The sequence below is a fragment of the Kitasatospora sp. NPDC001175 genome (assembly GCF_053598215.1).
In genome coordinates this window covers 101,291-122,403 of record NZ_JBSFJU010000004.1, presented here as the reverse complement: position 1 = coordinate 122,403, position 21,113 = coordinate 101,291, and the positions used below count along the sequence as shown (strand labels likewise).

Genomic DNA, 21,113 nt, shown 5'->3' with positions numbered 1-21,113 from the left:
CGCTGGTCAGGCCTTTCGCGGTCAGCGAGACCACAAGGTTGTCCAGGCCCTCGGTGCGGCGTGCGTGCCGGGGCACGACCTTGGGGTCGAACGTGCCGGCCCGGTCCCTGGGCGCCTCGAGTGTGACCGGTCCGGCTTCGGTCATCACGGTCTTCATCCGGTGGCCGTTGCGCGCGTTGCCGCCGTTGCGCACCGAGCGGCCCGGCTCCGCGGTCGAGGCCAGGTGTTCGTCCATCTCGGCCTCCAGGGCTTCCTGGAGCAAGTGCCGAGTCAGCTGCTGCAGCAGCCCGCCATCACCGAGCAGCTGCTCCCGCCGGCCCTGGCCTGCTCGGTCGCCAGCCCGGCGACCGAGGCCACCACATCCGACGCACCCGTACTCGTCCTCGGACCCATGCCCAAGGCATCGGCAGTTTCCGGCTCCGACGAAACCGACCCGTCAGGAACCGACCCGATCTGCTGATCCGTCAGCGAGCTCATCAGTGTCTCCCTTGAACAGGGTGTCCACCTGATTCATGACACTCCCTTTGCGGTGGCTCCCGACCCTGTCAGGCAGGCCGGTTGTTCGCCGGAGTGGTTTGCGGACTGCCCGGATCAGGGTCGGGCAGTGGCCAGTTGGGGTGGGTGAGGTGGTGGCGCAGGGCGTCGAGCCGGGCGAGGTGGTGGTCGAGGGCGGCGTTGACGCTGCTCGTGGTGGCGGCCACTCGGGCTTCGAGGTCGTGGATCCGGTCCAGGAGGTCCTGCCAGCGCCTTTCGGCGGCGGAGACGGGGTCAGGCGCGGCGTCGGTCGCTGTCATCGCGGAGCTGGGTGGTGTGGTGGGTGAGGGCGTCGAGGCGGGTGGCGAGGTCGCTCTGGCCGGTGCCGAGGTGGGGGCGGATGGCGGCGAGGGGCTCTATGAGGTCGGCGGGGTCGGTGGCGCCGAGGGCGGCGGTCAGGGCGGCCTGGGCAGGACGGGCGCCGGGAGCGAGTGCGGCCGTGGTGATCTGGGCGGCGAGGACCCGCAGCTCGGCGGCGTTGTCGCGGGCCCAGGCGGTGACCGATCGGTCGGCGGCCCGCCGGTCGCGGGCGGCCTTGACCCGTTCGGCGCCGGTACCGGACCGCGAAGCGTCGCCGGCGGCGGGCTTGAGGCGCAGGTAGCGGTTCTCGGCGGCCTGGCGGCTGGCGACGCCCATCGGGTGGGCGAGGTCGGCCCAGGTGGCGCCGGCCTCCCGGGCGCTCTCCACCAGGCCGGCTTCCCAGCCGGCGAGCTGGCCGCGCAGTTCGCGCAGCAGGACGAGTGCGGCCAGGGCCTGCTCGGGGCCTTCATGCTCGTCAGGGGCGGTCGGGGGCTGGGACGCGGGGCTCTGGGCGGTGCGGACGGCGTCGTCGATGGCGGCCAGCGCCGCCGCGGCCGCCAGGAACGAGGCGGGCCCGGCTGGCGGGGAGGCGTCGGGGGCGGCTCTGCGGGACTTCTCACTCATGCAGTCACTCTATAGGCGACATAGCAACTTGTCATCGGATGGATGACGCGCTAGAAAGGAGTCAGGTGAAGCGCACTGGCACCCATTCGATCAGTGGAGGTGTTTCGCAATGCTGCTGCGCACTGACCCGTTCCGCGAGCTGGACCGGCTGACCCAGCAGTTCCTCAACACGACCGGCACCTGGTCGCGTCCGACGCCGATGCCGCTGGACGCCTACCGGGCCGGCGACGAGTACGTGATCTGCTTCGACCTGCCGGGGGTTGACCCGGAGGCGATCGACATCGACGTCGAGCGGAACATGGTCACCGTCAAGGCCGAACGCCGCCCGCGCCAGGAAGGCGAGGGCATCAAGTGGGAGCTGTCCGAGCGCCCCCTCGGCGTGTTCTCCCGCCAGGTCATGCTCTCCGACACCCTCGACCCCGCCGGGATCACCGCCGACTACGACGCCGGCGTGCTGACCCTGAAGATCCCGGTCGCCGAGAAGGCCAAGCCCCGCAAGGTCGCGATCAGCCACAGCGGAAGCCGCAAGCAGATCCAGGCCTGACCCGTTCCCCGATGCCGTTCCGGCCGCCCCCGATCTCTCCCCCCTCGATCGACAGGGGCGGCCGGAACACCCCCCGACCGCCGGGCTGGCCTCGCCCGGACCGGCCTACCCGCAGCGACGCACAAACGCCATGAACGGCCAGAGCAACCAGCCCTTCCTCGTGCGAGCGCACGGCGAGATCGACCTCGGCACCGCCCCTCGCTGCGCCGTGCTCTGGCCACCGCGCTCGAGTCACACCGGGAGGTGGTGCTGGATCTGTCAGAGGTGACGTTCATGGACTGCGCGGGCCTGGGCGCCCTGGTGCGGGCCCGCAACCAGGCCGACCGGTGCGGTGCCCGCCTGGTCCTGCGCGGGGCCGGCCGCTGCGTGGTGCGGCTGCTCAAGCTGACCGGTCTGCATCGGCGCCTGGCCGTTGAGCCTTGAGGTCGCCCGGGCGCGCCGGGCCTTGGAACGGAGGGAGAACCGCGATGACGCTTCGATGGGAGGCGTTCCTGGAGGAGGTTCGGGAGCGCGGTGAGTACGACAGCCCGCAGGAGGCCGAGCGGGCCGCCCGGGTGGTCCTGGCCCTGCTCGGCGCCCATCTGGTCGGCGAGGTGCGGGCCGAACTGGCCGCCCGACTGCCCGAGACCATGGCCCTGATCCTGCTCAACCCGCTGCAGGCCGCCGAGCCCCTCAACGCCGAGCGGTTCGTGCGCGCGACCGCGGCCTGGATCGAGGGCGCCACCGAGGCCACGGCGCTGTGGGACATCGGCGCCGTCCTGTCCACGGTGGCCGACGCTGCCGGCGACGACCTCATGGACCAGGTCTTGCTCCAGCTGCCGCCCGGCTACGCCCTGCTGTTCGGCCGCCCGACCGCAGGGACACGGCCCTGACCACCCCCTCACACGCCGCCGGCCCGCCCAGCGGCCAGCCCTGGAAGGCCCCACGGTCATGACCCGCTACCGCCACCTCCTCCAGCAGGTCCGCCACCTCGGCCGCTACCCCACCGACGAGGAAGCCGAACGCGTCCTTGACGCCGTCCTGGCTCTCCTCGGCTCCCAGCTCACCGGCGACGAACGCTGCGACCTCGCCGCTGCCCTGCCCGAGCGGGCCCGCGCCGTCTTCGCCGCCCAGATCCCCCTGCCCCGCCCCGTCACCGCCCCAGCCTTCGTCGAAAGCCTCGCCCACACCCTGGGCACCAGCCTCACCGCAGCCCGCTGGGACGCCTCCTCCGTCCTGGCAGCCCTCACCACCCTCACCGACGACAGCCTCACCGACCGCCTCCTCACCCACCTACCCCGCGGCTACGCCCTGCTGTTCGGCCGCGCGGACCTGGCCGCCGTCGCCTGAAGCAGCGGCCCCGACCCGCCAGCGCGGAAGCGCTCCGCGCCGCCCTGGCAAGCACCCAACCGCACACCGGATGAGGCGAGGCGACCCATGGACAGACCCCAGCGCTACGCGGTCACCCTGCCCGGCCCGCCCGGCCGGCACGGGCCGCCCGAGATCGTCGTCGTCCACCTCACCGGTGCGTACACCGCTGCCGGGGAACCGGTGTACGCGGATGACACGGGCGCATTCCGGGTGGCGATCGAAGGAGAGGTGGCCCGCCCGCTCACCGCGTTGCCGGGACCCGGCCGCCATGCCTGCCTTCACGCCGTGCCACTGCCCTGACCGGATGCTCGCGGCCCTCGGTTCCGGGGCGCCGTGCCGCACTCCCGAGCCGGTGGGCAGCCGTTTACAGGCCGAGTTCCCGTCACCGCCGTGACATCGCCGGTTGCACATGCACCCTCACGCCTGTGCACGCAGAGCAACGTGCTCGGCCGCTACAGCGCCACCGCCTCCACCCCGGCCGCTGCGGCCTTGCGCCCGCTGCGTGACCCGGACGCGGCCGGGCTCGGCCTGGATGAGGACGACCAGGTGTAGGGCGCGCGGGCTAACTGGTGATGGCCGGTCCGGGCTGGATCTAGTTCTGCTGGGATTGGGCGACGGGGAACATCACGCCGGTGAGGTCTTCGGAGACGGCCCACAGCCGTTGCTGGACGGCTGTCTCGTACGACTGCGCGCTGGAGGTGGCCAGCTGAGGGTGACCCTTGAACTCAAGGCGTCCGCCGGGGCCGTAGTACTGGCCGCCCAGCACGGCGGGGTCGGCGGCGGCGCGTAGGGTCGGCAGCGCGCCCATCGCCGGGGTTTGGGTGACCAGCGGCGCGAGCCAAGTGAGCGGAAGCCGGATGGCCGCAGGGCTGTTACGGACCAGCTCGGTGCTGGACAGGCCGGGATGTGCGGCCACCGCAACGGTGGTGCCGTGCGAGGCGAGCCGGCGCTGCAGCTCGTAGGTGAACATCAGGTTGGCCAGCTTGGACTGGCCGTAGGCGCCGGCCCGGCTGTAGGACCGCTCCCATTGCAGGTCGTCGAAGTGGATCGCGGCCCGGATGCGGTGGCCGGTGCTGCTGACCGTCACGACGCGCGAGCCGGGCACCGGCAGCATCAGGTCCAGAAGGAGGCCGGTGAGTGCGAAGTGGCCCAGATGGTTGGTCCCGAACTGCATCTCGAAACCGTCGGTGGTCGTCTGCTTCGGGGTGTACATGACGCCGGCGTTGTTGATAAGCATGTCGATCCGGTCGTACCGGGATCGCAGGCCTGGGCTGCGGCCCGGACGGAGTCGAGCGAGGTCAGGTCCAGAGCCTGCACGGTCACTTCGCCGCTGATGCGGGCCGCCGCCTGCTCGCCCTTCTCGACGTTGCGCACGGCGAGCACCACGGAGGCCCCGCGTTCGGCGAGCGCCCTAGCGACCATCGCGTCCCACTCGCCCTGGCGGTCGGTGAGCCACGGCCCCAGGTCCGGTCGCTTCCACGGAGCGATCTCCGCCGAGACGTCCAGGTCCTCGAAAGATCCGACGATCTCCCACTCCTTCGACAGCGCATGCCGGGCGGCAGACTCCGCCTGGATCAGGTGCGAAACCTTCCCGTCCTGCCCGTGCGTGTCGGAGACACGCGAACCAACCACCGCCCGAACCGGCGCCGCAGTCGTCATGCTGCCCACGGGTAGCCCCCTTCCGCCCAGGCCAGCAGACGCATCCGAACCACCCACACTCGAACGGGTGGACCTTTTGGAAAACGCGTCGTTCCGCTGGCGGATCGACTACCAGATGACCACCGCCGGCCTGGCCGGGCACGTCGCCACCGCCCGCATCGAACGGGCCGCCACCCATGCCGAGCGCTGGTCGGACCACGCACCGGTGACCGTGGCCTACCACCACAAGGTCTGACGCCGGCCGAGCCGGCCGAGCCGCTGTCCATGGCAGACAGCTCCACCCGGGGGCGAGCAGGTGATTCGCGGCGCCCGCGTCTAGATCGCTGGTGAGATCCAGAGATGCTGAAGTGCCGCCCGGACTGGGCCAGTTCGCGTCGGCCCCGCGCTCGCGGGGGTTGCTCCCCGGTGCTGCGCACCCGGCGGCTGCCCTACCGACTCGCACCACCACTGACACCGAACCGATAACTTGCACTCCCGTCCATCGGGAGGCACGGCCCCCCACGGCCCGGCCGGCGGCCAGGCGGGGCCTCCCCTGGCCGGGTGGGTTCACGTGAAGCTGAGTGCGGCCATCTTGCCGGAGAGGGCTTCGGCGTGGCCTTGGACGGTCTCGGCGTGCCGGGCGAAGACCTCGGCGTGGGCGCGTAGTTGTTCGGGGTGCACCATGAAGCCGTCGCCCCGGCTCTGGCCCGCGCCGGAGACGCCGAGCAAGTCCTCCAGAGCAGAGTAGGCCATGCCCGCGACGGCCTTCTCGATGAGAGCGAGCAACGGCGGGAGGGCGGCCTCGATGACCTTCGAGGTGATGTACTGGACCAGCTGCTGCTCCAGGTAGTCGACGGCCTTCTCGGCCGCCGCGATGACCAGTGCCTCGGCGGCCTCGGCCAGGCCCAGGGTGAGGACGGCGGCGGCCTGGTCGGCGACGAAGGAGACCGCCAGTGCGATCAGTTCGGCGATGCACTCCAGCTTCATCGCCACGATGAACTCCGCGGCCGCGTCCAGCGCGGTGGCGAGCACGTGGCAGGCCTCCACCAGCTCGTTCATGTGCCCCTGCGACAGGTGGGCCCACTTGGAGACCAGCAGTTCGTAGGAGTTGGCCTGGTAGGCGTCGGCCATGGCCTTGATGGTGCCGGTGGCCTGGTGGTGCGTGTCGTCGATGTTGGTGGCGAACTCACGCACGTGGTCGGCGAAGCTCCGCACCGAGTCCTCGTTCACCATCGGCCAATTGATTCCGATGAGCTGCAGGAACTGTGCCACCTCGTCGGGTAGTTCGATCGCCATCCGGCTGCCCCCCTTTTCTCATCGGTTTCAGATCAAAGAATTCCGGGCGAAGCTCAGCAGCCCGTCCCGGTCGAGTTCCAGGCGGCTGCCCTCACCGGTCAGGACGAAGGTCCCGTCCCACTCGGCGCGCCACACCTGGTGGCGGAAGTTCTCGAACTCCACGAGGCTGCCCGGGGCACCCTCCAGCAGCGCCAGCTCGCGAAGGAGCGTGTCCTCCTTGGCGAGGGCGCGCCTTGCCGAGGCGCTCCGCGACTCGGTCGCGGTGTTGTGGTAGCTCATCTTGAGGAACGGCACCGGCTGCCGGTCCAGGCGGGTGGCCCTGAGGCCCTGGGGGTGCGAGGCCTGGAACAACGCCTCACTGTCGGTCTCGGTGCCGGAGAACTCGAAGTGCCAGCCCGGGAAGAGCGCGTAGGTCACCGCGTGCAGGCTCGCGTCCTGGGCGTGGTAGCGGTTCGCACGGGGCGCCACCGCCACTGCGGTGTCGAACCCGTAACCCGGGACGGTGAACCCGTTCACCGCGGTCAGCGGGTGCTGGTTGCCGAGGATCTCGGCGCTGTGCTCGCGGGCGAAGGCGAGGAGCGCGCGGACCAGCTCCTCGTCGTGGAAGTCGAGCGCGATCACCTGCAGGAGGTGCCGGCGGTCGGTGGTGAGGACGGCGGAAAAGTTGAACCGAGGATTGGGGGACCAGTGCCAGGCGTCGGGCAGGTCTGCCCACTGCTCGGCTCCTGGCATTCCCGCCAGTGTCGCGGTCAGGTTCATGAAGGCTCTCCAGGGCAGGGGGATCCACGGTACGGCTAGTCTTTTTTGTAGCTCGCTCCGGTTTGCTGCGTGTAGTGCTGTCCCATTTGGGACATTGTGCCACCACCGCTCGAGTTCTGACTCCTTGACATTGCCTCCATGTGCGCAGTGTCGTTGAAGAACTCGTTCCGAGTCTCCCGGTCCGAGTTTTTCCCTATGGTGTTCCAGTGGTCGACAACCGGTGTTATGTGCTCGTAGGTCTGCTGCCCGGGAGGGATGTCATTTCCCTGGGCATCGAACCAATGCAGATCCTTGTTCGGTATCCGCTTGCCGTTGGCGTCACGAATATCTCCGGTACCTTGCCCGATCCCCTCGTACGTCCAATTTGCTCTCATGTGGTCGTGGGTGGACTGCCAGTACCCTTTGGGGTACTCACTCGTGCGATCGTGCTTCGGTGGCATGAGGCCGAGCGGGTCGCACGCGAGCAGTGGGTTGCTGACGTAGGCGTAGGCGTCCGGTGCGGGTGAGAGGCCGAGCGGGTCCGCGCTGAGGTAGCGGGCGGTTGCGGGGTCGTAGTAGCGGAAAACGTTGTAGTGGAGTCGGGATTCGGGGTCGTAGTACTGGCCGGGGAAGCGCAGCGGCGTGGTGGTGCTGTGCCGGCCGGTGGTGACCGGCAGGCCCCAGAGCGTGGTGCGTTGCTCCCAGGCTGGTGTTCCGTCGGGTGCGAGGAGGTGGGTGGGGGTGCCGACCAGGTCGGTGACGATGGCGAAGAACCGGCGGTCGGTCTCGTCCTGGGTCGCCAGGTGCTCGCTCTGGGCGACGGGGTGCAGTCCGCGGTGGTCCCAGGTGAGGGTGTAGGGGCCGGGCAGGTGGGGGCCGTGTGCGGTCTGTTCGGCCAGGGTGTAGCCGTCCCAGCTGAAGTCGGTCCACTCGTGGAGCGTCCATGCCTCGCCGTCGGCGACGAAGTGCTGCTTGGTGATGCGGCGGCCGAGGGGGTCGTAGCGGTAGTGCCAGCGGTCGCCGCTGGGTGTGATGACGTCGGTGAGGTGGTTCTCCGCGTCCCAGGTGTACTGCCACGTCCTGATGCGTCCGGAGAGCGTGCGCAGTTGGCGCGCTGTGGTCCGTCCCTGGGCGTCGTATTCGTAGGTGACGCGCCCGGCGGAGCTGATCAGTGAGCCGTTGAAGGCATGCTCGCCACCGGTCGCCGCCTCGTGCTGGCCCGGCCAGGTCGCCCCGACCAGGTGGCCGCCCTGGTCGTAGGCATAGGTCTCGGTCCAGTCGGCGGCCTGGACGGCGGTCACTCTTCCGGCCCGGTCGTGCTGGAAGGAGGTGCTGCGTGCAGCGTTCGCGGCTGTCTGTTCGGTGAGGGCGGTCAGTTGGCCGTCGGCGCGGTAGCTGTAGGTGCGGCGGATCAGGGGCGTGCCGGCGGTGCCGGACAGGGTCTGGCCGGTCAGCCGGTTCTCGGGATCCCACGTGAAGGCGAGGGTGAGGTCCGGCGCGAGGCCGCGGTTGACTTCGCGGCCGGCCGCGTCGTGGTCGAAGGTGATGAGGTGTCCGGCGGAGGTGAGCGTCTGCGGGTTGCCCAACTGGTCGTAGGTCCAGTGGCTGGTGCTGCCCGAAGGGGTCTGGCGGCCGGTCACCTGGCCGCGCACGTCGTAGGCGTAGCTGACCGTGCGGCCGTCGACGGTCTCGCTGAGCACACGGTCCAGGGGGTCATAGGTCCGGGTCAGCTCCGTGCCGGGGTCGCGGGCGCTCAGCAGGCGGCCGTCGTCGTCGTAGCCGTACTCGGTGACGTGCCCGTCCGTGTCCTTGGACACGACCCGGCCCATTGCGTCGAGCCGGTAGACGATGCTCTGGCCCAGGCCGTTGCGGCGCTCCGTCAGCTGCCCTGCGGCGTCGTACGCGTAGCGGAAGGCGTGCCCCTCGAAGTCGCTCTCCCCGGTCAGCCTTCCCGCTGTGTCGTGGGTGTAGTTCCAGGTCAGGCCCTGCGGCTGGGTGACCTGGGTGAGGCGCAGTTCGCTGTCGTGGGTGAAGGTGTAGCGCGTGCCGTCGACTGTTGTCCGGGCGGCCGGCAGACCGAAGTGGGTGTACTCGAGTTCGGTGACGCCGCCCGTCGCGTCGGTGTGGCGCACCATGTTGCCCTCGGGATCGTAGGCCCAGGCTTCCGAGGCACCGGTGTGGTCGTGGCGGGTGAGGAGTTTTCCCTCCACCGTCCAGGTGAGCCGGGTGCGCTGTCCGAGCTCGTCGGTGATCGTCACGGGCCGGCCGAAGGCGTCGCGTTGGAACTCGGTACGGCCACCGAGAGCGTCGGAGGCCGCGATCAGCAGTCCGCTTCGGTCGCACTCGGCCCGGGAGGTGTTGCCGAGGGCGTCGGTCACACTGGCGAGGTGGCCGTGCTCGGTGTACCCGAAGCGGGTCGTGGCCCCGGACCGGTCGGTGATCGCGGTGCGGTTGCCGCGCCGGTCGAACGTCTGACTCCAGGTCAGGCCGCCGGGCGTGCGGATCTCGGTGGGCTGGTGGAGGTGGTTGTAGGTGAACTGGACGTTGGTGCCATCGGGACTGTCGACGCGAACCACGTCGTGGCGGGAGTCCAGGGTGAGGCGCGTGGTGTTGCCCAGCGGGTCGGTGTAGGAGAGCAGCCGACCGTAGCGGTTGTGCTCCGTGCGTGTGGTGTTGCCCAGGGGGTCGACGATCCGGGTGAGGTGCTTGTGCTCGTCGTAGTGGAATTCGGTGGGCTCGCCCTGGCTGTTGGTCATGGTGGTGACCCGGTTGGCCAGGTCGTAGCTGAAGTCGGCGTCCATGGCGCCGACCGGGCCGCGTCCGGTGGAGACCCTGCCGTCGAGGCCGTATTCGTAGGCGTACCAGTGGCCGTTGCGGTCGGTCCAGGACGTGACCCGGTCGTAGTCGTCGTGCTGGTAGACCAGCGGGAGACCGGAGGAGTTGACGACCTGCTGCAGCCGGCCCGTGCCGTCGTACCCGAACGTCATCACGGTGGTGCCCAGACCGCCCTGGCTGTCGTCCAGCAGGCGGAGGCCCTCGATCCGCCAGCCGGCGGCGGTGTACCCGGTGTCGACGGCAACCGGCCGACCGCCTGAGCGGCGGACCTCGACCGGAAGCCGCTCTGCGTCGTACAGGAACTCGATCCAGTTGCCGTTGCGGTCGGTGATCGCCACCAGGGGCCGGGACGAGCGCCGAGACTGGCGCGCGGGATCGCCCTCGGTGACCGGGGGTGCGGGGAAGTGGCGTGTCCAGCCGGTCTGCGGGTCCTCGATGCAGATCGTGTCTTCTGTCCTGTCCCAGGTGAGCGGCCAGCGCGCGCCGTCCTCGGGGTAGGCCTCCTGCCCTTGGGCGGGGACCGGGTAGTGCAGGATCTGGCCGTCGTCACCGGCGTAGTGGATGCCCAGATGATCAATTTGCAGTCGCTGGGTGAGCGTTGACGACCAGCCAGGCCCGAACAAGGTACCCGCCTGGTATCCGGAAGCGTAAGCACGGCGTAGGACCAGTGGTAGCAGCCCGGGCAGCTCCAGGTCGGTCGCGGTCATGACCATCTGCCCGGAGACCACATCCACAGGATCGCCGCCGGTCTGGAGCTTTCCGTTGCCCTCGGTGCCCTGACCGCCTCCCGACCTCCCCTTGCCGAGGTCGGGCTCCCGGCCCTCGCCCCTGTCCGGCCCGGCGGGCGGTTTCGGGGCGCCGCCCTCCCCTCCGTGGCCCCCGCCGCCCCTGGCAAGGTCGTCAGCGACCTTTCGCTCATTCTCGGCGACCTGCTCTGCGACCTGCTTGCCCTTCTGCTCGGTCTCTTTGAGAATTCCGCTGTAGGCCTTCGACAGATCCCGGGCAAGGGCCTGCTCGGTCTTCTTCGCGGCATCTGCCAGTGCGTGACCTATCTGTCCGACCACGTGTGTTGCTCCCCCTTGGGCAGGCCCTGAAGAAATCTGGCAAGGCCTGGCCGGTACGACCGGCGTCCCCGCGAACTGATTCCTCAAGTCGACCATCGTGACCGAACGACCCACCAGGCGGTTCCACCGGCAGAACTGCGGTCCGGCATACTTCTGCCGGTACGGGACGGCTATTCGGGGCGAATCCTGACAATCAGGGGGCATCGGCAGTGGGGACGGGCACATCGGCCGCAGGCGGCTTCGCGAGCCGGCTGCTCGCTCTGCGGACGCGCGCTGGGCTCAGCCAGGAGGGCCTGGCCCACGCCGCGGGAATCAGCGTCCGCGCACTGGCGGACCTCGAACGCGGACGCTCCAAGGGACCTCAACGCCGCACCGTGCGGGCGCTCGCCAAGGCACTGAAGCTGGACCGCGCAGCCGCCGGGGAACTGGAGGAGTCGGCCAGCCTCGGCCGGCCGCGGCCCAGGCCCGAAGCGGCGACCGCCACGCGCCCCGCCTTGGTGCTGCCACGTGACATCGGCGACTTCACCGCGCGCGGCCCCGCCCTCGACCGACTGCACGCCCTGGCGCGAAACGCGGAGCCGGGCCACCCACCGGTCGCCGTGATCGCGGGCCAACCCGGCCTCGGCAAGACCGCCTTCGCCGTGCACGTCGCGCACCGCCTCGCCGCCGACTTCCCGGACGGGCAGTTCGTCGTCGATCTGCGCGGCATGGATCCCGAGCCGACCACCGCGCGCGACGCGCTCGCCTCGCTGCTGCGGGCACTGGGCGTCGCAGAGAGCGGGATTCCGTCCGGAACGGACGACCGGGCCGCGCTCTACCGGGCCGAGGTGAGGGAGCGCCGGCTGCTGCTCGTCCTGGACAACGCGGCATCGGAGTCCCAGGTCCGCCCACTGCTGCCGGGCACCGGCCGCTCGATGACGATCGTCACCAGCCGTCACGCCCTGGCCGGTCTGGAGTCGGTCCACCGCACCGCTCTCGGCCTGCTGCGGCGCGAGGAAGGCGTCGAGCTGCTGACCCGCATCATCGGCCCGGAGCGTGTCCGGCACGAGGCCCAGGCCGTCCGGGACCTGGTGGATCTCTGCGGGTACCTGCCGCTGGCCGTACGCATCGCCGGACAGCGCCTGGCGGTGCGGCCCATGGAGCGGGTCGCCAAGCTGGTCACCCAACTCGCCCGGGCGGAGCGGCGTCTCGACACGCTCCAGGCGGGCAGCCTGCGGATCCGGGCCGCCTTCACCATGTCGTACCAGCACCTGGCTCACCCCGCGAGGATCCTCTTCCGCCGGGCCTCCCTCGCGGCCGGTCCGGACTTCAGCCCCGAGACCGCTGCTCTGCTCGCCGACCTGCCGGTCACCCAGGCCGCCCGGTACGCCGAGGAGTTGACGGACGCCGGGCTGCTCCAACCCGACCCCGACGCCGAGCGCTACCGCTTCCACGACCTGCTCAGGCTGTTCGCCACCGAGCAACTCGCCGCCGAGGACAGCCCCGAGGTCTGCGAGGCCGCACGGGACAGGACCGCTCAGTGGGTGCTGCGGCGGGCCACCGCCGCGGCACTGCGCTTCGACGCCGACCGCCACCTCGACCCTCCGGTCGGCGACCCCGACCCCGACCACGCGCCCGCCGACCGCGAGGAGGCCCGCGCCTGGCTGGAGGCCGAACGGGCCGAGTGGCTCGCGGCCCTGCAACGGTCCCGGACGGCCGGACGGCACCAGCAGGTCATCGACGCGGCGGAGGCCATGCACTGGTTCTCCGACCTGAACCAGCACTGGGACCTGTGGGCGGAGGTGTTCGCCTGCTCCACCGAGTCGGCCCGTGCCCTGGGCAGCAGGCGGGACGAGGCCGTCCACCTCAACTACCTCGCCTGGGCCCACAACATCTGCCGCCACGACCACCCCGCCGCACTGGCAAGCGCTGAGCGCGCCCTCACAGCGGCGCGCGAGGTCGCCGACGCGCTCCAGGAGACCTGGGCTCTGGCCTACGCCGCAGGAGCCCTCCACAAGCTCGGCCGGACCAGCGAGGGCATCGAGCGGCTCCAGGAGGCGGCCGCCCTCGTCGGTACGCTGACCTCTCCTCAGGGACGCCTGGCCGAACTCAGCGTGCTTAACGGGCTGGGCCAGTACCTGCGCGTCTCCGGCCGGGTGCAGGAGGCGCTGGTCGTCCACCGGCGAAGCGAAGCAGTCTGCCGGGACGGCATACCCGGACAGCCGGCCGAGCTGATCGCCATGTACCACGCAGCCGCCCTGCAGGAGGTCGGCAAAGACCTCTCCGCCCTCCACCGCTGGACCGAGGCCGAAGCCCCGCTGCGCCAGGCCCTCGCACACTTCGAAACCGCGCAGATGCCCGCCTGGAGCGAGCCGGCCCGGCTCGACCTCGGCATCGTCCTCCGCCGGCTCGCACGCTACGACGAAGCCCGCGAGACCCTCGTCGCCGTCGGCAACGCCCTGGCCCTCCTGAAGAGTCCGCGACAGTCAGAGGTCGCGGCAGAACTCGACGAACTCGACCGGACCATCACCGGCGAGTAGTGCGGCACTCCGTACGGCTCGGTCCCGAACGCCTGACGATCGCTCGCGCCGCAGCCGTCGTCTGCGACGGCCCAGGCGGGTGCGTCCGGACTCCCTCGAGCGGACAGCCTGGGCGCCAGTTGATCAAGCAGCCCGCCCCCGCCCAGCAGGGCCGCACCCTAAGCGTCCGCGCGGTCCATCAACCGCTCGACGACCTCGTCTGTGTGGCCATCGGCTTGACTCGCCTTCCGCTCTGTCCTGATAACGGCATGAGCAGCGTCAGCGCATGCCGCCGGAAGCGAGGATGACGTCCCCGGTGATCCAGCGCGCGTCGTCGGAAGCCAGGAAGGCCACCAGCGGGCCGTAGTCGTCCGGGGTGCCCGTACGGCCCAGCGGGGTGGCGGCGATCGCCTGTGCTTCCTGGTCCGACCCGACGTATCCCATGGCCCTGGTGCCCTCGGTGTCCGACGGTCCGGGCATGATCGCGTTGACGCGGATGCCGCGCGGGCCCAGTTCCTTGGCCGCGACGATGGTGAAGGCGTTGACAGCGCTCTTGGACGCGACGTAGAGCGAGGCGTAGGGAGGGTGGCTGACCGTACCCGCCGTCGAGACGTTGATGATCGACGCGGCGTCGATGTCGTCCTGCGCGGCCAAGGCCTGCGTGGTCAGGATCGTGCCCAGGAGGTTCGTGGTCATCTCGCGCTGGAACTCGTCCTCGGTGATGCCCGACAGCGGCGCGAACGTGGCGACGGCCGCGTTGTTCACGAGCACGTCGACCGGGCCGTACGCCTCGCGCGCCCGGTCGAAGAGACGGCGCACGTCGTCGCCGCTGGCAACGTCCGCCTGGACCGCGATCGCCCGGCCGCCCTTGGCGGTGATGCCCGCGACGACCCGCTCGGCGCCCTCCGCGTCCCCCCGGTAGTTCACCACCACGGCTGCGCCGGTCTCGGCCAAAGCCTCGGCGATCCCCGCGCCCAGGCCCTTTGACGCGCCGGTGACGATCGCCGTACGTGCGTTGTTGCTGCTCACAGTGGCTCCTTGGTCATGAGTGCTTGTGGAAGTCACCGTAGGAAAGCCAGTTACCACTGGGAAGTACGTACTTTTTTGTAAGCTGCTGTCATGATGGAGACAGAGCAGGTCGCGACAGCCACCAGGCTCCTGGCCCATGACACCTTCGACAACAAGTGCGCACTCAGGCCGATCATGGATCAGACGACGAGCCGCTGGGCGACACTGATCATCTCGGCCCTCGTCGCCGGCCCGCACCGATTCGCGCGGCTGCACGCACGAGTGGGTGGCATCAGCCAGAAGATGCTGTCGCAGAACCTCAAGGCGCTGGCCCGGGCTGGGCTTGTCGCCCGCCATGTCGCGCCCACCAACCCGCCCCAGGTCACTTACAGCCTGACGGAACTCGGTGTCAGCCTGGCTGGACCGCTGACCGATCTCATCCGATGGTACGGCCAGCACGGAGACGAGCTCCTCGCCGCCCAGAAGCACTACGACAGCCGGCAGGCGTGACCGCGGCCAACCATCGGAGCGGCGCAGTGCCCGCCGGGTTCCGTTGGTTCCTCTCACGCTCGACCACCCTGCGAACCCCCCAACCCACCAGGACGCATCACGCAGCCGGAAACCGCCGACAGGACCGACTCCGCGGAATCCTCCATGAGCACCAACATGCCGGTTGACCAGGCCGGATGATCCATCGACACCCACAACGCCGCCGAGGGCCCGGTGTTGCGAGGACGCGAGGATCCCGCACCGGACCATGACACGGACCCTCTGATCCGTTAACCGTTCAGTAACCTGCGCATGGCAGGCTCGACACAGAACTGACAGGAATGTTTCTTTTCTTGTCTTGATCACCGCGCGTAGACATGGTCTGATGTGCTACGCACAAGGCGTCGGGTAGGGATCGGGATTTGCGTCCGCTGAGTTCACTGGGGGAGCTCCAGCCGCTGACGGACGGTGAGGTGAGCCTGCGCCGTCCGGCGGTCGAGGATGCCGCCACGCTGCTGGCGGGCACTCATGACCCGCTGGTGCGCGAGTTCATGCAGGCGGTCTTCCCCCATCCGGACCTGGCCTCCGCCGAGCGCTGGCTCGCCACCGTGCCGCCCAGGCTGTGGGAGGACGATGTGGCGGCGTACTTCTCGGTGGTGCTGGACGGCGGACGGGCCGCCGGCTGGGCCGAACTGGTCGACATGCGCCCGGAGGAGGGCGTCGCCGAGGCGTCCATCTGGCTGCTGCCCGAGGCGCGCAGCCTGCGCATCGCGGCGAGCGCGCTCCGGCTGGTCTGCCGCTTCGGCTTCGAGCAGCTCCAGTTGCGCCGGATCGACGCGTACGCGGCGGCCGACAACATGCCGATCCAGGTGGTCGGGGCGTACATCGGCTTCCGCCGGGCGGGATTTCGGCCCAGGCTGTTCCGCAACTCACGGAACCACGCGCTGCGCGATGCTGTCTACGCCACCGTTGTGCCTGAGGACCTGTGCTGACGCCGGGTCGGGGCTGACATGTTCGTACCAGGGGAGGGTTCCGGATGACGGAGACGGCAGGCATAAGGCTCGGCTATGGCGCCGAGCAGCTGCCAGGCGGGCGGACCGATTTGACGCTCGGGCTGGACGGCTCGCTGGTGGTCGAACGCACCGCCGGTGCCCGGCGTGACACCAGCCGCGGGCGGGTCGACCTGGCCGTGCTGACCCGGGTGCTCACCTCACTGCGCTCCGCGCCCAGCGGCAGCGACGCCGGTGCGGCACCCGAGGCGCGTCGACTCACCGTCAGCGGCCTGTCCGCCGGCCCCGCGAGCTGGGCCGACGGCACGACCACCCCGGTGCCCCCGGTGGCGGACGCCCTCCAGGCGCTGGCCGAGCAGGTGCTCGACCCGGCCGCCCCCGCCCGGCTCGCCGCTGGTCTGTTCGCGGTCGACGAGCGGACCACCACCGGCCCGGACACCCGGCAGGCGGCGGCGCTCGGTACCGTCCGCGGCCGGACCGCCTATGCGCTGGCCGAGCCCGGGCAGGGCTTCGGCCTGGCCGCGTTGGACGACCAGGAGCCGCTGGGCGGCTCCGGCGACGAACCGGGCCTGCGCCCCAGCGCGCTGGCCCTCGGCACGGCCGGGGAGCGCGAGCTGTTCGCGGTCGGCAGCGAGGACGGCTCGGTGCAGGTCTGGGACGCCGCCGGGGGTGCGCTGCTGCACGGGACTTCGGGTGGCGAGGGCACCCAGCAGGTGGCCGCCGCCGTGGTACAGGGCATCCCTCTGGTGTTCTCGGTCGGCACCCAGGGCGAGGTCCGGGCCTGGCGGGCCGAGGACGGCCGCTCGCTCGGCCTGCTCTCGGTCGGCGAGCAGGGCGCCGCGGCGCTCTGCTACGCACACTGCGCCGGGCTCGACCTGGTGGCGGCCGGCGGCGACGACGCCGTGGTCCGGGTCTGGGACGTCGCCTCCGGCGAACAACTGCACCTGCTGGTCGGCCACGGCGCCCGGGTCACCGCGCTGGCCATCCTCAGCCTCGGCGAGCAGGCCGTGCTGGCCTCGGCCGGACTGGACCAGACCGTACGGCTGTGGGACCTGGCGACCGGTCAGCCGGTCGCCGAACTCACCGGCCACTCCGGCTCGGTGACCGGCCTCGCCTTCCTGGAGGCGGACGGCCGCCCGGTGCTCGCCTCCTGCGCGCTGGACGGCACCGTCCGCACGTGGGACGTCTACACCGGTACGGCGATCCACGGCTGGCCGGCCGGCGGGGGTTGGCCGACCGCTCTCGCCGCCACCGTGCTCGACGGCGCACCCGTGATCGTGACGGGCGACGAGAACGGCGCGGTCTCGCTGTGGCGGCCGAACGGCTCGGCGCTCAGCACCGGTACGGGCACGGGCGCTCCCGTGAACGCCCTGGCGGTGGGGGAGTCGGTGCTCGCCGTCGGCTACGGCGACGGCTCGGTGCAGCTCTTCGGCCCGGACCTGCGGACGCCGGGCTACCGCGTAGAGCCCGAGGGCGGCCCGGTCAGCTCGCTCGCGCTGACCACCGACCTGCTGGTCTGCGGCACGGCCGCCGGCTCGGTGCGCGGCCACCGGCTGAGCGACGGCGCGCAGTTGACCGTACCGACCCCGCACACCGGCCCGGTCAGCTGCCTGGCCTTCCACGACGGCGGCACGCCGGTGCTGGCCTCCGGCGGCGAGGACGGCACCGTCCGGGTCCGGGACGCCGTGGGCGGTGCCCCGCTGCTGCACCTGGCGGCCCATCGGGAGGGCGTCACCGCGCTCGCGGTGGGCTCGGCGGACGGACACCGGCTGCTCGCCACGGCGGGCCGGGACGGGACGGTCCGGCTCTGGCACGGCGGCAGCGGCCAGGCCGGTCCGGTGCTCGCCACGCTGGCGCGGCCGGCCGAGGTACTGGCCTTCGACGAGCTGGGCGGCCGCCCGGTGGTGATCGGCGGCAGCGCGGACGGCGAGGTACGGGTGTGGGACGTCCGGGAGGGGCGCCAGGTCGGCGCGCTGACCGGCGGCGGGCCGGCGGTACGCGCCCTGGCCTGCCAGAACCTGGACGGCGAAGTCCTGCTGGCGGCCGGCGACGCCGCTGCCACGCTGCGGCTCTGGCACCTCGCCAGCGGCTCGTTGCTGAACGAGGCGGTGCTGGACCGGGTGCCGCTGGCGATCGCCTTCGGCGACTCCGGCCTGCACGTGGTCGGGCCCGGCGGGGCGACTCAGCTCTGAACCGGTCGCCGCTCGGCGACCGTTCGGGAATGTTTTACCGTCCGGCACGCGCTGGACGGTCAGTCAGTCAACGGGGGCGGGGAGGTGGAACACGCATGAGCGGAAACTCGTTCCAGATCGATCTTGACGTGGTCGAGGGCGCGGCGCAGCAGATCCAGAGGATGTTGGAGGATCTGCAGGCCCCGACGGCCAAGCTGCAGGCCGTGGTGAAGCAGATCACCGAGGTCGCGTACGGCACGGACCCGCTGGGGCACGCCCTGACCGGCGGCACGTCCGGGGTCGGCGGGCTGCCGCAGCACCAGGACGAGGTGCTGGCCGGTATTCAGGAGTACCTGCAGAACTCGGCGGTGATGGCGCAGAACCTGCTGACCATGTGCCAGCGGTACCGGGAGACGGACGATCAGCAAGCGGCCCAGCTGCGGGCGATCGGCGGGCCGGACATGCCGCCCGCGCCGGTCTCCGCGCCCGTGGCCCCGGTGGCTCCGGTCGCCGCGCCGGTCACCGACCCGGGCTGGCGCGCGCCGACCGGCGTGGTCTACCAGGACCCGAACGCACCGGCCCTCGGCTCGGACCAGTCAGCGTCGACGGAACGGCAACCGCCGTCGCGTCCGGCCGGTGGCGGCGGCCACCAGGCGCAGTTGATCTGAGTCCTGTAACCCAACCTCTGAGAGTGACCCCTCATGATCGAGCTGCCGTCCGACCTCGCTGAGGTGCTCAAGGACGTCCAGGGCAACGAGCACGGCGCGGACATCGTCTTCCCCAACGGCAACGAGGAGTTGCTGGCCGAACTCGCCGCCGCCTGGCAGACCTGGCACCAGGCCGCCGACCCGGCCATCCGCTCCATCGTGTCCAGCGCCCGGACCGCGATGGCGAACATGTCCGGCTCCGCCGCCGACGCCTTCCAGCAGTACTACGAGAAGTACGCGGCGCGGGACGACTCGCACGCGGCGACCACGCTCGACGCCTCCCTCGCCGTCGCCCAGTCCTTCGACGGCGCCAACCGGGCGGTGACGCAGACCAAGCAGGAGATGATCCGCGAACTCGAGTACGCGAAGGAGTACATCGCCAGCCACCCCGGCGGCAAGCACGACGACGTAGCGCAGTCGGAGGGCATCAAGAACGCGGTCACGGCGTACCACACGTACATCGGCGAGGTCGGGCAGAACGTCGACGGGATGCTCCGGCAGAGCGCCGGCCACGTCGAGGCGATGAACGGCGCCGCGAAGGCCGCGACGCTGCACGGTGCCTCTGGCGGCGGTACCGGGACCTCGGGTACGACCAGAGGCGGGCCGGGGCTCGGTGGCAGCGGGGTGCCCGCGCCGGGTAGGCCCGGTGCTCCGGGCTCGCTGCCGGGCGCGCCGGGTGCTCCGGCCATGCCGGGGACCCAGACGCTGAGTGCGCCCGGCGCGCTCGCGCCATCGCTGGACCCGAGCCTGCCGACCGCCGACGGCGGGCCAGACGGAGCGCCCGGTGGCGGATCCGGGCACGGGTCCGGCGGTCCGGGGGCGGCTCTCCCGGGCATGATCTCGCCGCGCCTGCCCGGCGGAGCCGACGGGCACGGCTCGTACGGGTTCAACGGCGGCTCGGGCAGTACGGGCGGGCCCGGCGGTCCGGGGGCGGCTCTCCCGGGCATGATCTCGCCGCGCCTGCCCGGCGGAGCCGACGGGCAGGGCTCGTACGGGTCCGACGGCGGCTCGGGCGGTACGGGCGGCCGTGGGGACGGGCGCTGCCTGCCCGGGATGCGTCCGTTCACTGCGCCGACGCCGCAGTTCCAGCCCTACGACCCGGGTGCCAACGGCGGGGTGCCACACTTCAAGCCGCTCTCCGGCGATTCCAGGCCGAATCTCAGCCTGGACGGCCTCGGCAACCTGCCCAACGGCACGGAGACGACTGCGGGCCCCGGCCTGAAGCCCTGGGGCAGCGGCGACCTGCCCGGTCAGGGATCGCACGGGACCGGCGGCTCGTTCGGCCTTGCTACCCCGTTCGGCAGCGGTGGCTCGGGGGGCGCGCTCGGAGGAGCGCCGAAGGGCGCGCTCGGCGGCAAGGGCAGCCTCGGTGGCGGGCTTGGCGGCGGCGTCGGTGGCGGGGCCGGTGGTGCCGCCGCGTTCGGCGGCCTGGGCGGTTCGTCCGCTGGAGGCGCGGGCCGAGCGGGTGCGTCCGGCGGCAGCGGTTTGGCCGGGCGGGGCATCGCCGGCTCGGGTGTGGCCGGGCGGGCGGGCGGGCTCGCGGGTGGCGGTGCCGGCGCCGCCGGTGGCGCCGCAGGCCGTACGACCGGTCCGGCCGGGATGGGCGGTGCCCACATGCCCGGTGGCATGGGCGGCGGCAAGCGGGACGGGCGGCGCGGGACCAAGTTCGTCCGACCGACCCGCTTTGGAGCTGAGGGCGAGGAAGAGGAGGAGCTGCTGCTGTCCGACTCCGGCGTGCTCGGTCAGGCGACCCGGCACGAGGGCGACCGCCGGTGGCAGCGGATGCGGCAGCGCTGGCTGGACGCCGTCCGTACGGACGCTCCGATACCTGCGGCGGCGGAGGGGCCCGAGCCCGAGCCGGAGAAGCAGCAGCAGGAGATCCTGACGCAGTTGGCGAGCGCGGTACTCGGGCCCGAGGCGGCGGCGAAGCTCGCGCCGACGGAGGGCGCGGAGGCGCCGTCCGGCGGCGACGGCGGTTCGGCTGGTCCGACCGGCTCGACCGGTGAGGCGAAGACGGCTGCCGAGCAGACCGAGAGCGCGGCGGACGCGTACCTCGACCGTGCCCGGGACGTCGCTGCCCGGCGCGGCAGGCCGGACGCGGAGCCGGCACCCGCTGCTTCGGCGGGGGCGCCAGCTGCTTCGATGGGGGCGCCCGCTGAGGCGGCGGAGGGCGCAAAGCCCGAGCGCGGGAAGATCCGGGAGGAGGGCGGGTACCAGGTGCCCAGCCCGTTCCTGCGCGCGGCACTGGCCAAGCTCGCCACTGCGGGCGCCTTCGAGACCCCGGCCGGGTGATGAACGTGCCGCTCC

At 71.5% G+C, this 21,113-nt stretch carries 18 protein-coding genes and 4 pseudogenes; 14 read left to right on the top strand and 8 right to left on the bottom strand.

Annotated features, from left to right (window positions below):
* Window positions 1-13: 13 nt before the first annotated feature.
* Window positions 14-262 (bottom strand): annotated as a pseudogene (locus ACWDAK_RS04900) (transposase); the annotation flags it as partial.
* Between ACWDAK_RS04900 and ACWDAK_RS04895 the strand changes: the two are divergent.
* Entirely contained in the window at window positions 224-460 is a 237-nt protein-coding gene (locus ACWDAK_RS04895) for a hypothetical protein (RefSeq protein WP_344639161.1), read from the top strand. The pseudogene ACWDAK_RS04900 and the gene ACWDAK_RS04895 sit on opposite strands and share 39 nt — an antisense overlap.
* Before the next feature lie 85 nt (window positions 461-545).
* On the opposite strand, the gene ACWDAK_RS04890 is transcribed toward ACWDAK_RS04895, so the two are convergent.
* Window positions 546-794, bottom strand: a complete 249-nt coding sequence (locus ACWDAK_RS04890; protein ID WP_344639147.1) for a hypothetical protein — start codon at window positions 792-794, stop codon at window positions 546-548.
* Window positions 769-1,458, bottom strand: coding sequence for a hypothetical protein (locus ACWDAK_RS04885; protein ID WP_344639148.1), 690 nt, complete (start codon window positions 1,456-1,458; stop codon window positions 769-771). The genes ACWDAK_RS04890 and ACWDAK_RS04885 overlap by 26 nt, the downstream gene beginning before the upstream one ends.
* A 109-nt stretch (window positions 1,459-1,567) precedes the next feature.
* On the opposite strand from ACWDAK_RS04885, the gene ACWDAK_RS04880 reads away from it, so the two are divergent.
* From ACWDAK_RS04880 to ACWDAK_RS04855, 6 genes and pseudogenes are all read left to right on the top strand, one after another.
* Entirely contained in the window at window positions 1,568-2,002 is a 435-nt protein-coding gene (locus ACWDAK_RS04880; protein ID WP_344639149.1) for an Hsp20/alpha crystallin family protein, read from the top strand.
* A gap of 195 nt (window positions 2,003-2,197) precedes the next feature.
* A pseudogene (locus ACWDAK_RS04875) lies at window positions 2,198-2,425 on the top strand (STAS domain-containing protein); the annotation flags it as partial.
* A gap of 44 nt (window positions 2,426-2,469) precedes the next feature.
* The gene (locus ACWDAK_RS04870; RefSeq protein ID WP_344639150.1) at window positions 2,470-2,874 is read left to right on the top strand and encodes a DUF2267 domain-containing protein; all 405 of its coding nucleotides are present in this window, start codon (window positions 2,470-2,472) and stop codon (window positions 2,872-2,874) included.
* Between the two features lie 58 nt (window positions 2,875-2,932).
* Window positions 2,933-3,331: a DUF2267 domain-containing protein gene (locus ACWDAK_RS04865; protein ID WP_344639151.1), complete on the top strand. Its 399-nt coding sequence runs from the start codon at window positions 2,933-2,935 to the stop codon at window positions 3,329-3,331.
* An 87-nt stretch (window positions 3,332-3,418) separates the two neighbouring features.
* Window positions 3,419-3,652, top strand: a complete 234-nt coding sequence (locus ACWDAK_RS04860; RefSeq protein WP_344639152.1) for a DUF6296 family protein — start codon at window positions 3,419-3,421, stop codon at window positions 3,650-3,652.
* Between the two features lie 90 nt (window positions 3,653-3,742).
* The gene (locus tag ACWDAK_RS04855; RefSeq protein ID WP_427393139.1) at window positions 3,743-3,904 is read left to right on the top strand and encodes a hypothetical protein; all 162 of its coding nucleotides are present in this window, start codon (window positions 3,743-3,745) and stop codon (window positions 3,902-3,904) included.
* A 40-nt stretch (window positions 3,905-3,944) separates the two neighbouring features.
* Here ACWDAK_RS04855 and ACWDAK_RS04850 read toward each other — a convergent pair.
* Window positions 3,945-4,768 (bottom strand): annotated as a pseudogene (locus ACWDAK_RS04850) (SDR family NAD(P)-dependent oxidoreductase); the annotation flags it as partial.
* Window positions 4,769-5,108: 340 nt separating this feature from the next.
* On the opposite strand from ACWDAK_RS04850, the pseudogene ACWDAK_RS04845 reads away from it, so the two are divergent.
* Window positions 5,109-5,246: pseudogene (locus tag ACWDAK_RS04845) on the top strand (exodeoxyribonuclease III); the annotation flags it as partial.
* A gap of 311 nt (window positions 5,247-5,557) precedes the next feature.
* Here the strand turns inward: ACWDAK_RS04845 and ACWDAK_RS04840 are convergent.
* From ACWDAK_RS04840 to ACWDAK_RS04830, 3 genes are read right to left on the bottom strand one after another with little or no spacing between them, the layout of a single operon-like run.
* The gene (locus tag ACWDAK_RS04840) at window positions 5,558-6,286 is read right to left on the bottom strand and encodes a WXG100-like domain-containing protein (RefSeq protein ID WP_344639154.1); all 729 of its coding nucleotides are present in this window, start codon (window positions 6,284-6,286) and stop codon (window positions 5,558-5,560) included.
* 27 nt (window positions 6,287-6,313) lie between these two features.
* Window positions 6,314-7,045: a hypothetical protein gene (locus ACWDAK_RS04835; RefSeq protein WP_344639155.1), complete on the bottom strand. Its 732-nt coding sequence runs from the start codon at window positions 7,043-7,045 to the stop codon at window positions 6,314-6,316.
* A gap of 35 nt (window positions 7,046-7,080) precedes the next feature.
* A complete protein-coding gene (locus ACWDAK_RS04830) occupies window positions 7,081-10,923 on the bottom strand; it encodes a DUF6531 domain-containing protein (protein ID WP_427393098.1) in 3,843 nt (1,280 codons plus the stop codon).
* Window positions 10,924-11,132: 209 nt separating this feature from the next.
* Between ACWDAK_RS04830 and ACWDAK_RS04825 the strand changes: the two genes are divergently transcribed.
* Window positions 11,133-13,442, top strand: coding sequence for an ATP-binding protein (locus ACWDAK_RS04825; RefSeq protein WP_427393097.1), 2,310 nt, complete (start codon window positions 11,133-11,135; stop codon window positions 13,440-13,442).
* A 258-nt stretch (window positions 13,443-13,700) separates the two neighbouring features.
* Here the strand turns inward: ACWDAK_RS04825 and ACWDAK_RS04820 are convergent, their stop codons facing one another.
* The gene (locus tag ACWDAK_RS04820) at window positions 13,701-14,450 is read right to left on the bottom strand and encodes an SDR family oxidoreductase (protein WP_427393096.1); all 750 of its coding nucleotides are present in this window, start codon (window positions 14,448-14,450) and stop codon (window positions 13,701-13,703) included.
* 90 nt (window positions 14,451-14,540) lie between these two features.
* On the opposite strand from ACWDAK_RS04820, the gene ACWDAK_RS04815 reads away from it, so the two are divergent.
* The 5 genes from ACWDAK_RS04815 (at window position 14,541) to ACWDAK_RS04795 (ending at window position 21,098) form a co-directional block, all read left to right on the top strand.
* Window positions 14,541-14,939, top strand: coding sequence for a winged helix-turn-helix transcriptional regulator (locus tag ACWDAK_RS04815; protein ID WP_344634422.1), 399 nt, complete (start codon window positions 14,541-14,543; stop codon window positions 14,937-14,939).
* A gap of 401 nt (window positions 14,940-15,340) precedes the next feature.
* Window positions 15,341-15,910, top strand: coding sequence for a GNAT family N-acetyltransferase (locus ACWDAK_RS04810; RefSeq protein WP_427393095.1), 570 nt, complete (start codon window positions 15,341-15,343; stop codon window positions 15,908-15,910).
* Between the two features lie 44 nt (window positions 15,911-15,954).
* Window positions 15,955-18,120, top strand: a complete 2,166-nt coding sequence (locus tag ACWDAK_RS04805) for a WD40 repeat domain-containing protein (protein WP_427393094.1) — start codon at window positions 15,955-15,957, stop codon at window positions 18,118-18,120.
* Window positions 18,121-18,215: 95 nt separating this feature from the next.
* A complete protein-coding gene (locus ACWDAK_RS04800) occupies window positions 18,216-18,767 on the top strand; it encodes a hypothetical protein (RefSeq protein ID WP_344634425.1) in 552 nt (183 codons plus the stop codon).
* 33 nt (window positions 18,768-18,800) lie between these two features.
* Window positions 18,801-21,098 (top strand): WXG100-like domain-containing protein, encoded by a 2,298-nt coding sequence (locus ACWDAK_RS04795; protein WP_427393093.1) that lies wholly within the window; start codon window positions 18,801-18,803, stop codon window positions 21,096-21,098.
* Window positions 21,099-21,113 lie beyond the last annotated feature (15 nt).

What these genes read in the sequence shown, in the direction of transcription:
- ACWDAK_RS04890 (WP_344639147.1), bottom strand. Translation starts at nt 794, where the DNA reads ATGACAGCGACCGACGCCGCGCCTGACCCCGTCTCCGCCGCCGAAAGG.
- ACWDAK_RS04865 (WP_344639151.1), top strand. Translation starts at nt 2,933, where the DNA reads ATGACCCGCTACCGCCACCTCCTCCAGCAGGTCCGCCACCTCGGCCGC.
- ACWDAK_RS04880 (WP_344639149.1), top strand. Translation starts at nt 1,568, where the DNA reads ATGCTGCTGCGCACTGACCCGTTCCGCGAGCTGGACCGGCTGACCCAG.
- ACWDAK_RS04795 (WP_427393093.1), top strand. Translation starts at nt 18,801, where the DNA reads ATGATCGAGCTGCCGTCCGACCTCGCTGAGGTGCTCAAGGACGTCCAG.
- ACWDAK_RS04885 (WP_344639148.1), bottom strand. Translation starts at nt 1,458, where the DNA reads ATGAGTGAGAAGTCCCGCAGAGCCGCCCCCGACGCCTCCCCGCCAGCC.
- ACWDAK_RS04840 (WP_344639154.1), bottom strand. Translation starts at nt 6,286, where the DNA reads ATGGCGATCGAACTACCCGACGAGGTGGCACAGTTCCTGCAGCTCATC.
- ACWDAK_RS04860 (WP_344639152.1), top strand. Translation starts at nt 3,419, where the DNA reads ATGGACAGACCCCAGCGCTACGCGGTCACCCTGCCCGGCCCGCCCGGC.
- ACWDAK_RS04815 (WP_344634422.1), top strand. Translation starts at nt 14,541, where the DNA reads ATGATGGAGACAGAGCAGGTCGCGACAGCCACCAGGCTCCTGGCCCAT.
- ACWDAK_RS04835 (WP_344639155.1), bottom strand. Translation starts at nt 7,045, where the DNA reads ATGAACCTGACCGCGACACTGGCGGGAATGCCAGGAGCCGAGCAGTGG.
- ACWDAK_RS04805 (WP_427393094.1), top strand. Translation starts at nt 15,955, where the DNA reads ATGACGGAGACGGCAGGCATAAGGCTCGGCTATGGCGCCGAGCAGCTG.
- ACWDAK_RS04800 (WP_344634425.1), top strand. Translation starts at nt 18,216, where the DNA reads ATGAGCGGAAACTCGTTCCAGATCGATCTTGACGTGGTCGAGGGCGCG.
- ACWDAK_RS04870 (WP_344639150.1), top strand. Translation starts at nt 2,470, where the DNA reads ATGACGCTTCGATGGGAGGCGTTCCTGGAGGAGGTTCGGGAGCGCGGT.